Consider the following 12,821-nt stretch of genomic DNA (forward strand, 5'->3'; position numbering starts at 1 on the left):
GCATCCGCTATCAAACGCTATAGGTTCATGGGAATGATCATCATGCGCTGCCCCAGCTCACTTAGCCGCCTCTGTAAATCAAAGGCTGAGTTATTATGAAGCTGGCGCTTCAGCCAATTCTCGTTATTAAGTATCAATTGGCTAGCAAAGAAAACGCTATTTGGCACATCCTTAATGATTTTTTCAACGATGGCCACTGCCTCGTCAACGGGTTGGGTTCCATAGGCTGAATAGGTCATCACAGGAAAACCAAGCGAGTTTGAATAACGGGTAAAGTAACTTAAAAGCATCTGCACGCGAGCTTCCATTAACGCCAAGTTTTTCTCACCGCCATAACTCTCAACGTCCACTTCGCCAACGGAGACAAAAATGAAGTTTTTAAATATGTTCGGAAATAAACGCAACACCCACTGAATCGTGTGAATGCCAATGCCACGACTCTTGGTAACGAAAAAGACAGCTGTCTTGGCATGGTTATCAAATTCAGGCAAATGGTCCGATTTTTCGAGTTTAATATCCACCAATGTTTTATCGATTTCGATTAACTCTTTATTAATCCGTTGATAATGCCGTTTCACATACAAACAAAGTGCAACCACACTGAAGGTTAACACCATTGATTCAAAGCCACCATGAAAAAATTGGCCAATCACGATGAATGCTAATATGCCACTACAAATGATAAACGCAACAACAGCCAAGCTAAAACTAGCTACCCAACCTTGTGGTCGATTCATCACCCAGTGTTTACATAGTCCTAATATGGACATTGAAAAAGCGAGAAACACGTTAGCGGCATAAAGAATAATTAAAAAACCCACATACCCTTTGGATAGAACTAACAAAGCATAGGCTGCTAGACCAAAAACAATGATCCCATTTTGGGCGACTAACCGGCTGGAGAGGTTACGAAATTTGCTAGGCACCCATTGGTGCATTGCCATGTTTGATAACACAGCAGGTCCCCCAATAAAGCCGGTATTGGCACCAACAAATAATAAGCCAAATTCAAATAGGAGGGTGATGGTGACTATGGCCCCTCCCGAGTGCCAATCAAACAGCAAGGAACGAAATGCAATCGCATTCAACGTCTGCCCTTCGATGGGAGCTACTTCCCATAAGAGATAGAGCATCATGAGCCCGCCTGCCGTGAGCGAAAGGGAAACAGCCATGAAAAACATGGTCCATTTGCCAGTTCGTACACGAGGCTCTTGTAGCATATTGACGTTATTGGATACGGCTTCTAATCCGGTATAAGTCCCTCCCCCCATCGAATACGCGTGTAAGAATAAGGCTATCGCAAAAAATAATCCATTATAATGGGCAATATTAAAGGACTCGTCGATTGCATTATTAATTAGGTTGGGTAATTGAGGACCATGCCTAAGAATGCCATACCCTATCATAAATACATGGGTGAAAACAAAACCCAAAAAGATGGGTAACAACACGGTAATCGCTTCTTTCATGCCACGTAAGTTAATGTAGACAAGGACCCCTAACACCAGCCCTTCGAAATGTAATTTATAGGTGTGATAATGCATGGGTAAAAGGCTAAATAATGCATCCGCACCACTGGCAATCGAGATAACGATGGTCAGCATGTAATCAACCAATAGAGCGCTTCCCGCTATTAAACCCGGTTTAGAACCTAATAATTCCGTTGCCACCTTATACCCACCGCCGCCATTTGGGAAGAGGCTAATGACTTGGTTATAGGCAAAGGATATAACAAAGACCGTAAAGATGATGAGTATGGATAAGAATAAGGCTAATTGATTGTGCTGTCCCAGCGCTAAAAACGCTTGAGCCGGGCCATAACAGGAAGAGGATAAACCATCAGCCCCTATCCCTACCCATGCTAGAAATGCCGTCAAAGCAATGTGTTGACGTGCTTTTTTGTCTAAAGGATCAATCGATTTCCCAAAAAACAATTGCCGTAATTTCATGAAGTGTTCCTACATCCCTGTAAGCTAGTATCTTGACAATTTATCATAGATTTCAAACAATTGGGACACCAGCTTATAGGAGGAAAAATGACACTTTCATGTATATTGGGGTGTTTTTATACGTAAACGTTTGCGTGACCGTCTGCGTTACCGAACGGAGCCGTTCCCAACTAGAAATATCAAAGTATGGTTTATTTTCATCCGGTTTTTAAGAATCAAAAGGTTAATAAAGCCTTAATGCTAGAATCAAGCTCTTTTCGATAACGCAATCGTTCACGCATTAATCAATATATATTCACGCGCACGTCCTAATAAGACAATCGCAAAGGTGTCGATTGAATGGCACCACGAATTTTATCATACCCTTCGCGCCCATTGGCAATGTATATGAGCGTCCAACTGCTAACCATTGACCCATCGCCAAAAACGCAAACATCGCATTGACCTAAACGATTACTAAATCCACCGCTCGCAACATTGAAGCCAATACTCGATCCCCCTAAATTTTTGCACACATTTGCGGATGGGTTAGCATATGGTCCTTTCCATAAAGATGAATTTTTATCAATCGTTGGCAATGTAGCCGTAAAACTTGCCGCAATATTTGATTTATCACTGGCAAACGTTTCCAAACCAATCACTGCGAATCCGCCATTGATGTCAAAGGTACAAAAATGTTGATTAAAGCCATAGGCTGTGCCACCACCGGTTTGAAATTCTGCAGGCATCACTTCAACGGTTCCGTTGTTATCAGTACAATGCTTAATCCAACTGGCTGGGATTGCATAGATAGGCGAAGTGAAAAGCATGATGGTTAAGAAACGGTACAGTCTAGATTTCATATCATATCCTTCCTTTCAGGAGATTGTCGGAGAAACAATTTAACATAAATATTCACTCAAGACATAGTATTGGTATCTTAGTTATTACGCGATGCTCAACTCGAAACGAGAATTATAGCTCGGGAATACCTTGTGGCCATTGTAACCAATTGTCTTTGGGATAATGTTTTGACAAATCAATAGCATGAAGCGCGAAAGCATGGCGTGACTTACTTGAATGGTTTGGCCCACTTGCGTGCGGTAGTCTTCCATGTAATAAAATCAAGCTTCCCTGTTTTACCTCTAAGGCAAGCTGCTGTTGCTGGTCCCATTCATAGTCATTCTCAGATTTAAAATAAGTTTGCTGATCCTCGACAATCATGCGTTGCCTTAATGGCGGAGTGCCTGGAATAGCGTATAAACAGCCATTTTCTATGGTTGCATCTTCTAAAGCAAACCAAAAACCGATAACATCATCCCCCTCAACATACAAATAAGTGCTGTCTTGATGCCAGCTCACCGCATCACCAATTTCGGGTTGTTTGAAAATGTACATCGATTGAACTAATCCAATTCGCACAAACCCTAATTGATGGCAAATCGACTTCAATCGTTTATCTTGTGAAAAGGCTTTGAATAGTGGATCTCGTTCATGTAAGCCATGCCCTATTTTATTAATTGCTCTGGTCAGAGGTACTTGAATCTCCCCCCTGTCATCAATTGCATCCGGCTCAAGAAAAAAATGAATTTTATCAGCTGATTGGATAAAATATGCCTCTTCAGCATGTTTATTATCTTGCGTAGAAAACGCTAATTTCGGGAAGGTCCCTTGGTTTTCCTCGATAATTGTTTGTATTTTATCCATCAAAACTTGACATTGTTCAGCGCTACAAAAATCATCGAGGATCAAATAGCCATTGTTGTGGAAATTATCAATTTGATTCTGAGTCAGCATAAACTGCATCCATTGGAAATAAGAGTGTCATCTTAAAAAAAGTTGATCCTGAAAGCAATCCTGAAAAATTACAATCTCGCGCTATACTTATAAAAAGGAAACATTGAAAATCATTCTCTATGGCATCTCCAATAAAAAGGAATTTAAACTCGAATATATCTGAACGTGAAGCGGCTCATCATTCGCCAACAACGCTATTAATTAAGAAGTTGTTGGATTCTCCCCCCATTTATTACAATACCAAAACATGGCTTAACGAAGTCATTCGACTTATTTCAACTGCTTTCTTTGAGCAAATAGTCAATATCACAGCTTGCAAAATAATGACCAATGGTTTTCTGCATTGGTGTACTAGTCTCAATGAGAATCAATGCTATTGTAAACAAATGGCAGCAAGTTATTGTTGCCAGCAATGGATTGCTGGAAAAGTTGGGCCATCCGATATCGGTAAGCCGTTATACGTCTCCCGCAAGAAAAATAGCAATCGACATATTGGTGTCATACTTCACACAGATGAAACCACCGCCCGGGCGATGGTCATCGAATGTCATTCTGCGATTAGCAGTGATGACGCTTTTATTGACGAGATAGCGACAATCTTTTCGACCATCTCCTTGCTTTTGCAAAATCACTTGCTAAAATCAAACCGACATTTATTAACGACCATCCTCAAAGAGGCGGGTGATTCCGTTGAATTAACGGACGCCAACGCAGTCATTGAATATGTCAATCCTGCGTTTGAAAAAATTACCGGTTACTCTTTAGAACAAGCGCAAGGCAAATCGGTTGCAGAGCTCATACGCAGCCCAAACGTCGATCCCCAGTTTTTTTGTCACATCAATCAAACACTATCCGAAGGCAAAACCTGGAAAGGGATTATCCATTCTAATCGCAAAGATGGTGGTGAATGGGTTGCGCAATCCGTGATTATCCCCATTAAAAACCTCACAGGAGAGGTCATCAAGCATTTGGCGATAAAGCAAGATATTACGCAACAGCATCTTGAGCAACAACAGATGTTTGAAAGTGAAAAGCGTTACCGAAGCATCATGAATTCAACCTTTGATGGTATTGTCATTCATGACTTACAAGGGAATATTATTCAAGTCAATCGCGCCGTTTGCGAGTCTCTTGGATACGATGAAAGTGAGTTATTGCAAATGCATGTCCGTGATATTGAAGTCGGTGTGCAAGAGCATGATTTACATAACATTTGGAATTTATTGTTGACCCAAGACCATATTACTGAAGGACGCCACCGGCAAAAAGATGGGAGTGAGTTTCCTGTTGAAGTGAGGCTGACCTGTTTAGTCATGGACGATGAGAAATTAATTATAGCCTTGATTCGAGATATTTCCGAAGCAAAGGAATATGAGGAAAAATTATTATATAAAGCAAATTACGATGATCTCACAAAACTACCAAATCGTGCATACGGACTAAAACATCTCCAAACAACATTGGACTATGCAGATGACAACGGACTTTCTGTCACTGTTTTATTTCTCGATCTAGATAACTTTAAGCAAGTCAATGACACACTGGGCCATTTTGCTGGCGATCAATTGCTCTTACACGTGAGCAAACGATTAAAAAATGTGGTTCGGGAAAATGATTTTGTCGCACGATTAAGTGGTGATGAGTTTATGATTGTCATGCCTCAAACGGAAGATGATAATAAAATCCATAGTATGATTGAGCGATTGCAATTAACCTTTGCCCAGCCTTTTCAAATTGAAGGGCAAATTATTCATATATCCGCTAGCATTGGCATATCCCACTACCCAATTGACGGTGAGAAAAGTGAAACGTTATTACGTCATGCAGACATTGCTATGTATCAAAGCAAATCATCCGGGCGAGGTGGTTGGAAAACATTCGTGCCAGATATGATTAATTCAGCCATGAAAGACTTACACTTTGAAAATGCATTTCGCCAAGCATTAAAAAATGAAGACTTTGATATTCATTATCAACCCATCATCGATAGTCAGAATGGCGAGCTCGTTTGTTTTGAAGCATTGCTGCGCTGGGTTCACCCAGAATTAGGCGCAGTGAAACCAACGACTGTCATTGATTTTGCTGAACAATTAGGACTAGCCAAACGCTTAAGCCGCTGGATTTTAGCACAAATTTGCCGACAAGCTATCCAACATCAAGACCATTGTCAACACCCAATCAAAGTCGCCGTGAATGTTTCCGCACAGCAAATTAATCACGCCTCATTTGTTGACGACATGAAATCCGTTTTGAATGAATACAACGTTAATCCGACACAACTCATCATTGAGCTCACCGAATCAACGCTGCTATTAGGTAAAGAAGAAGTTCATCATCAATTAAACCAATTACGCGATCTTGGCATTGCTATCGCGATTGATGATTTTGGCGTCGGCTATTCATCTTTCAGCTATCTCAAAGACTTCCCATTTTCTTGTTTAAAAATTGATAAGTCGTTTATTAAACATCTTTCCAATGATTCTAGCTATGCTAATCTCGTTAAAAGCATGGTCACCATGGCACACTGTATGAATTTAAAAGTGGTTGGCGAGGGGGTTGAAACAAAAGAACAAGCAAGCATACTCGCTGATTTTGGCTGCGATTATCTGCAAGGATGGTACATTGCCAAAGCCCTTCCCTTAGAGCAGCATTGTTTTTGGCTAAAAAAGCATCGCTAAAAAACTTCTCAGGCACTCATCTGATCTAGGTAGATTTATGTGCTTTGCGAAAAGGGTAAATTTGGATCGTTGTTCTGAACTGATGTGGGAGGATCTTCATCCGCTTTTCGAATTTCCCGTGTTTTTGTTTTGAACTCCGTCATTTTTAAAACTGTATTTTGCATAGCAGATGGCAATTGTTGCGCTAATTTGCTTATGCTCTGCCCTCTTTTTGTTGCATCACTTTGATACCCTTCAAAACCAACCGCTTTTGCAATCCAATCGAGGAGACGTTCGCCCCATCCTTTAACATGTTTATTTTCAACTATAAGAATATTGTTTTTGAAACTAACAGTTAATGTATTTTCAACAGTTTCAAATTTTGATTTAACTTCGGAAGGAAGTGGTCGCCCATTTTTCCCGGATAGCTCCTCCTGAATGCTTTTTAGTTCCTTAAGGGCATCATCAAGATTAACTCTTGCCTTCTTCAAACCAGCGATATCTTTTTGGGTTTGGGCATCTGGGTTTTTAATAGCCTTCAATTGAATAATGTGTGCTTGAATTTCAGTTCTAGCCTGTTCTAATCTTTCATTTAAACCGCCGGCAAATTTGTGTAACCACTGAATTTCTTTTTCCGATAAAGATGGCGGGGGAGGAATATCAGCTGGAGGGTGGTCTTCTAGCCAAATTAACAAGGCGGGATGGTTCTGATAATCCATCAAAAACTTAGGTATTGCCGGTTCTTTTAGCACTTTTTCAAAATCACCTTTCAGCCACCAAACCATCGCTGGGGCATTATATTTCCCTTCTTGATGAATTGTTTTTTGCAATACTTTCATCAATTTTTCTGAATAATCCTGAATTTCATCCACTTTACCCTTATCAGAAAAAAATTGGGCGAATTCAGCTTGATTGACTATCGGGGTACGAAAAAAGGAATCATTTTTTTTCACAAAATGTCGAACATCCACCTCTCTTGGGACAGGCATAAACTACCTCAGTGTATATCGATCTAACATAATTAATTTGTAGTATACAATTAAATCGATTAGAGTGTTTTATTTCACCCAGGACTCTCTCTTATCAAATAGGCATACTTGATAAGTAACAAGCCCTCCCTTATAGTTTTATTGTAACGCTCATTCATTATGAATCATAACGTAATCTTGGATGCCAATGAAAACAAACATTAATACCAGCTCGTTAACTACGGGGCGCTATAAGATTATTCTGACATTCGCCGCTGTGCTGTTCGCCTTGGCGCCGGTGGTAATAAAAATGATGGTTGAGCAAGATTATAGCACGGAAGTTTTTGCGCCAGGGGCTATTTCGTTTTGTAACGTCCTCTTTGTGGGTAATTTTTGCGCAGGATTAATTGCATTAGCTTTCTACAGCCTGAAAAATATTATCAAGGAAGTACATAATCTACCCAGAAAAACCAAATATTTTTTGGCCACAATGACGATCACAAGCACCATATACCCGGCGTTACAATTTACGGCCTTAGAGCACACCAGCGTTATTAATTTCGTATTAATTAGTCGCTTTAATGGCATTCTGTATATCATACTTGCCACTTTTGCCCTGGGTATAAGCATTTCCAGAAATGAAGTTATCGGCTATACAATTATCGGTATAACGGTCATTTCCCTGCTTATTTATACAAACAAAGGGTTACATTTTGCAAAAGGCGATTGGCTGCTTTTGTGCTCTGCTTTGTTTTTTGCAGTGAATGACATATTGGTCAATAAAATCTCTGAGAAATGCTCGATTCCAACCTATGTATTTTGTCGCAATTTCACCTCAGCAATTATATTCTTTATCATTGCAAATATTTTGATTGGGCCTGAGCACTTTGCCGATGCATTTGGTCGCAACTTTTGGTTATTAATGGTGGTGTATGCAGGTTTTGCCATTGTCTTAGCACAAACATTATGGAAGTTCTCGGTTAACAAAGTTCCTGCTACCTTCATTGGCAATGTTAGCCTATTAAATCCTGTTTTTTCTCTTAGTTTTGCTTATTTACTCCTCAAAGAAGTTCCAAGTTTTAGTGAGCTCATAGCTATTATTGTTATTGCACTGTGCATTATTATTCCTAAACTACTACAAAAAAAAGGCGAACCAACCAAGCCGATGTCCCCACTATCAATCGATACGTCGTTAGCAGGAAAATAGCCCGGTTCTGGTTCGATATAAATTCAAACGACAGGCAGAATTGAATTTGTGTCTGAAACGCTGCCTCCCTCATTGAATCGATTACGATTATCCTTTACCATGAATTTTTGTAACCGATTAATTTGCATTGAAAAACATGATAAGCATTTATGACTTAAAACCTAAATTCCAAAACTTACTTAGACCATTTGTCTCTAAACTAAATTCATTGGGTATCACAGCTAATCAAGTCACGCTGTTGACCTTCTTAATGTGTTTGTTTTATGGCATGCTCTTATCAATCTTTATCCAGTATCGATTTATATTAGTTCTTTTTCCGGTGGTATTATTTCTAAGAATGGCTTTCAATGCCGTGGATGGGATGCTAGCAAAAGAATTCCATCAAAAATCACCCCAAGGTGCTCTCTTAAATGAACTCACAGATATCCTGGCTGACGCGGCGTTATACTTACCATTTGCCTTTCATCCAGGCTTGCAACCGATCGTCATTATTCTCTGTGTGATTTTAGCCATCACAACGGAGACTGCCGGGTTGGCATGTTTACTGATTGGTGCCAGTCGCCGCTACGATGGACCAATGGGTAAAAGTGATCGCGCCTTCATTTTCAGTGTTATCGCGCTTTGGCTTGCCTTTTATCACGCCAATTTCTGGCTGAACCTTTTAATCGTGGTGGTGCTCATCTTGCTAGGCATGACTGTTCTCAACCGCTGCTATCAAGCATTAAAACAAGTTGAAGCAATATGAACTTAAATCTGACTAATATCATTGCTTTTAGTATTTTGCTTGCTTTATTAGTCGTTTCTAGCCTCATTATTTTTATTTTTCGCCATCAATTTTCACCAAAAACGCAGAAAGAATTATATGACCGGATGGTTTCATGGTGGATCATGGTCACTATTTTTATTTTGGCACTTTCCATTAGCCCCTCTTCCATGTTGATTTTCTTTGCATTTGTGAGCTACTTGGCTTTAAAAGAATATTTTACGGTCATACCGACGAGACGTGTGGACAGAAGAGCCATTTTTTGGGCATACATAAGCATTCCTTGCCAATATGTTTTGATCCATATTCATTGGTATGGACTATATATCATTTTTATCCCCATCTTCATGTTTTTATTTATCCCGATTCGCATGGTCATATTGAAAGAATCTAAAGGCTTTTTGGTGGCGACCGGTACAATTCACTGGGGTTTAATGTTAACCGTTTATTTTGTCAGTCATATCGCTTATTTAGGTGTTCTGCCCACCGATGCTGATTGGATCAATACGGGCATCAGCTTAATTATCTATCTCGTCTTCTTGACCCAATTTAACGATGTGAGCCAATATTTATGGGGTAAATTTTTAGGCCATAAGAAAATTATTCCAGCCATCAGCCCAAACAAAACCGTCGCAGGATTTTTAGGCGGTGTGTTAACCACGTGCCTGTTGGGGTTTATTCTGGGCCCTATTTTGACTCCCTTTACACTCCCTCAAGCTCTCCTTGCAGGCTTTTTAATTGGCGTTTCAGGGTTTTTAGGTGATTTAGCGATGTCGGCTATCAAACGTGATTTGGGTATCAAAGACACAGGACAGTTGTTACCTGGGCATGGCGGCATTCTCGACCGATTAGATAGCATCATTTTTACGGCGCCTATTTTCTTTCATTACGTACGATATTTGGTGTATTGATGATGAATACGATATTGAAATATATTTTTTTCCAAATACTAGTCAAGCCCATTATTACAATTCTTTTGGGCCTTAATGTACGCCACCGCGCTCGTTTACCGAGCAAAGGCCCCGCTATTTTACTTGCTAACCATAATAGTCATCTTGATACCATGGTATTAATGAGCCTATTTCCTTGGCGAGTGGTGAGGCAAATCAAACCCGTTGCTGCAGCAGATTATTTTCTAAAAAATAGATATTTATCCTGGTTCTCACAAAAAATTATTGGCATCATTCCTATTGAAAGAAAGCGGCCTGCTAAAAAACAGTCGCCTTTTGAAAATATCCAAGCAGCACTCAATAATAATCAAATTATTATCTTTTTTCCGGAGGGCTCTCGTGGTGAGCCAGAAAAAATGAGTGAGATTAAAAAGGGCATTGCTCATTTATCAAGGCAAAACCCAGAAGTACCTATTTATCCGATTTTTCTCTATGGATTAGGTAAAGCATTACCAAAAAATGAAGCCTTGCTGGTCCCTTTTGTCATTGACGTCGTGGTCGGTCAACCCTTGTATTGGTCAGGTCATGCAGAAGAATTATTAGAAAAAATTAAAGTATCCTTTGCAAGCCTCAAATCAGAACTTACGATTCAGGAATTTAATTGATCATGCGCATATCCCTTCGCCCAACCGTTTTCATGTTTTTAGCTTATGGTATTAGCCTTTTGTCTTATGCCACATCTCTCACACCAACTCCCCATGTATCTTGTCGTTGCTTGCCTAGCCAACCTTGTTGGCCCAGCGAAAAAGACTGGCATCAACTTAAAATCAAACTCAAAGGAAAATTGGTTAAGCCCAAGCTGGGAATAGCAGATTGTTATACTGATGCAAATAGTCAAGAATGTTCAAACGCTCTCAAGGACATTAAAAATCCTTTTTACCTGGAATCAATCCCTGGCGGGTTACAGAGTCAAGGCATGTTGAATGCTTGGGATGGGAAAGCCAGTAACTATGCCATTGAAGCAGAAAACACCCAGGATGTGATTGAGGGAATAAATTTTGCTCGTAACCATAATCTTCGCCTGGTCATTAAAGGCACTGGGCATGATTATCTGGGACGCTCATCAGCCCCCGATTCGCTTTTAATCTGGACGCATAAAATGCGAGACATTACCCTTCAAGACCATTTTATTGCACAAGGATGTGGAAAAAACACAGCAACACCCGCCGTCACGGTCGGAGCAGGCACCCGGTGGATTGAGACCTACCAAAAAGTGACAACCCAACACCATCGCTATGTCCAAGGTGGCGGTTGTACGTCGGTGGGGGCAGCCGGTGGATTTACTCAAGGCGGAGGATTTGGTAGTTTTTCTAAACAATTTGGGACAGGGGCTGGCGGGATTTTAGAAGTGGAACTGGTGACTGCCGATGGCAAAAAAGTCATCGCAAACGCATGTCAAAATACCGATTTGTTTTGGGCCGTCAGGGGTGGTGGTGCAGGTACGTATGGGGTAGTGACTAAAATGACGCTACTTACTCATGATCTTCCCCAAAATTTTGGTGTTTATAAAGGGACTATCACCGCTAACAATGATGACTCGTATAAAAAGCTCATCAAAAAGATAGCCTTGTTTTTTCGAGAACATCTCAACAACCCAAACTGGGGAGAACAAATCACTTTTACGCCCAATAACCAAGTCGAAATGGCTCTGGTATTTCAAGGTCTAACCAAAAGGGACGTTGCCCGCTTGTGGGCTCCTTTCCAAGATTGGCTATCGGCACATCCTACCGAGTTTAAACAGCAAATCAGTCTCATTGAAATCCCAGGCAATAAATTATTCGATTATCACTATTTGAAAAAGCATCACCCAACATTCATTACCCTGGATGATCGAAAAAATGCCCCAAAGGGTCAATTTTGGTGGGCTTCAAATAGCATTGAAATCTATCGCTATTGGTATGCTTATCGCTCTTGGTGGCTGGATAAAACCGTGTTTGATGATCAACACCTCGATACATTCGTCAGTCACCTTTTTCAAGCATCTCGTTTCGCCCGTGTTGGCTTTCATATCAATAAAGGCCTGTCTGGCGCATCACCCGAAGCCATTCAACGAAGTTCACAAACGTCAATGAATCCATCCGTCTATCAATCACCCGCACTAGTCATCATTGCTGATGGTACAAATCAACAATTTATGGGTATTAAAAACCACGCAGTAAATACAACGACGGCTGAAACGAGTAAACACCGCATTGACAAAGCAATGGCACTCATTATGAGTCTTTCACCTAACAGCGGTGCCTATGTCAATGAGGCCGATTTTTTCCAAAAAAACTGGCAACAGGCTTTTTGGGGAAAACACTATAAAAAACTATTGGCGCTAAAAAAACACTATGACCCACAAGGTTTGTTCTATTGCCATCATTGTGTTGGCAGTGAATATTGGACTGAAAATGGGATGTGCCGTATCCATTAAACATCGCATTAATCTTTAACAGACCATTTGCTAAATTGGATATGCTCCTGCCGCTTCCTACTGACCAGTGTAGATGGATATTTATTGCTCACATTGTCATTTACATCATCCCATTTTTCATTCATAATCCTTGAT

10 protein-coding genes are annotated in these 12,821 nt (G+C 40.4%); 6 read left to right on the plus strand and 4 right to left on the minus strand.

Features of this window, described 5'->3' with window-relative positions; genetic code table 11:
• Positions 1-17: 17 nt before the first annotated feature.
• The 3 genes from AB3348_RS03335 to AB3348_RS03345 form a co-directional block, all read right to left on the minus strand.
• The gene (locus AB3348_RS03335; protein ID WP_367606129.1) at positions 18-1,949 is read right to left on the minus strand and encodes an APC family permease; all 1,932 of its coding nucleotides are present in this window, start codon (positions 1,947-1,949) and stop codon (positions 18-20) included.
• Between the two features lie 308 nt (positions 1,950-2,257).
• On the minus strand, positions 2,258-2,791 hold the full coding sequence (locus tag AB3348_RS03340) for a hypothetical protein (RefSeq protein WP_367606130.1): 534 nt from the start codon (positions 2,789-2,791) through the stop codon (positions 2,258-2,260).
• Positions 2,792-2,903: 112 nt separating this feature from the next.
• Positions 2,904-3,725, minus strand: a complete 822-nt coding sequence (locus AB3348_RS03345; RefSeq protein WP_367606131.1) for a phytanoyl-CoA dioxygenase family protein — start codon at positions 3,723-3,725, stop codon at positions 2,904-2,906.
• A 119-nt stretch (positions 3,726-3,844) separates the two neighbouring features.
• Here AB3348_RS03345 and AB3348_RS03350 point away from each other — a divergent pair, with 119 nt between their 5' ends.
• On the plus strand, positions 3,845-6,403 hold the full coding sequence (locus tag AB3348_RS03350) for an EAL domain-containing protein (RefSeq protein WP_367606132.1): 2,559 nt from the start codon (positions 3,845-3,847) through the stop codon (positions 6,401-6,403).
• 35 nt (positions 6,404-6,438) lie between these two features.
• On the opposite strand, the gene AB3348_RS03355 is transcribed toward AB3348_RS03350, so the two are convergent.
• Positions 6,439-7,335, minus strand: a complete 897-nt coding sequence (locus tag AB3348_RS03355; protein WP_367606133.1) for a hypothetical protein — start codon at positions 7,333-7,335, stop codon at positions 6,439-6,441.
• Between the two features lie 223 nt (positions 7,336-7,558).
• Here AB3348_RS03355 and AB3348_RS03360 point away from each other — a divergent pair, with 223 nt between their 5' ends.
• The 5 genes from AB3348_RS03360 to AB3348_RS03380 all read left to right on the plus strand — a co-directional run bounded on the left by AB3348_RS03360 (position 7,559) and on the right by AB3348_RS03380 (position 12,686).
• The gene (locus tag AB3348_RS03360; RefSeq protein ID WP_367606134.1) at positions 7,559-8,557 is read left to right on the plus strand and encodes a DMT family transporter; all 999 of its coding nucleotides are present in this window, start codon (positions 7,559-7,561) and stop codon (positions 8,555-8,557) included.
• A gap of 136 nt (positions 8,558-8,693) precedes the next feature.
• Positions 8,694-9,302: a CDP-alcohol phosphatidyltransferase family protein gene (locus AB3348_RS03365; protein WP_367606135.1), complete on the plus strand. Its 609-nt coding sequence runs from the start codon at positions 8,694-8,696 to the stop codon at positions 9,300-9,302.
• Complete coding sequence (locus tag AB3348_RS03370) at positions 9,299-10,231, plus strand: phosphatidate cytidylyltransferase (protein WP_367606136.1); 933 nt, start codon at positions 9,299-9,301, stop codon at positions 10,229-10,231. The genes AB3348_RS03365 and AB3348_RS03370 overlap by 4 nt, the downstream gene beginning before the upstream one ends.
• Positions 10,231-10,875, plus strand: coding sequence for a lysophospholipid acyltransferase family protein (locus AB3348_RS03375; RefSeq protein WP_367606137.1), 645 nt, complete (start codon positions 10,231-10,233; stop codon positions 10,873-10,875). The genes AB3348_RS03370 and AB3348_RS03375 overlap by 1 nt, the downstream gene beginning before the upstream one ends.
• Before the next feature lie 2 nt (positions 10,876-10,877).
• The gene (locus AB3348_RS03380) at positions 10,878-12,686 is read left to right on the plus strand and encodes an FAD-dependent oxidoreductase (protein ID WP_367606138.1); all 1,809 of its coding nucleotides are present in this window, start codon (positions 10,878-10,880) and stop codon (positions 12,684-12,686) included.
• Positions 12,687-12,821 lie beyond the last annotated feature (135 nt).

The sequence above is a fragment of the Legionella sp. W05-934-2 genome, assembly GCF_964199965.1.
Taxonomy (GTDB): domain Bacteria; phylum Pseudomonadota; class Gammaproteobacteria; order Legionellales; family Legionellaceae; genus JAFIFT01.

Coding starts and splice junctions, on each gene's coding strand:
- AB3348_RS03335 (WP_367606129.1), bottom strand. CDS start 1,949: ATGAAATTACGGCAATTGTTTTTTGGGAAATCGATTGATCCTTTAGAC.
- AB3348_RS03340 (WP_367606130.1), bottom strand. CDS start 2,791: ATGAAATCTAGACTGTACCGTTTCTTAACCATCATGCTTTTCACTTCG.
- AB3348_RS03345 (WP_367606131.1), bottom strand. CDS start 3,725: ATGCTGACTCAGAATCAAATTGATAATTTCCACAACAATGGCTATTTG.
- AB3348_RS03350 (WP_367606132.1), top strand. CDS start 3,845: ATGGCATCTCCAATAAAAAGGAATTTAAACTCGAATATATCTGAACGT.
- AB3348_RS03360 (WP_367606134.1), top strand. CDS start 7,559: ATGAAAACAAACATTAATACCAGCTCGTTAACTACGGGGCGCTATAAG.
- AB3348_RS03365 (WP_367606135.1), top strand. CDS start 8,694: ATGATAAGCATTTATGACTTAAAACCTAAATTCCAAAACTTACTTAGA.
- AB3348_RS03370 (WP_367606136.1), top strand. CDS start 9,299: ATGAACTTAAATCTGACTAATATCATTGCTTTTAGTATTTTGCTTGCT.
- AB3348_RS03375 (WP_367606137.1), top strand. CDS start 10,231: ATGATGAATACGATATTGAAATATATTTTTTTCCAAATACTAGTCAAG.
- AB3348_RS03380 (WP_367606138.1), top strand. CDS start 10,878: ATGCGCATATCCCTTCGCCCAACCGTTTTCATGTTTTTAGCTTATGGT.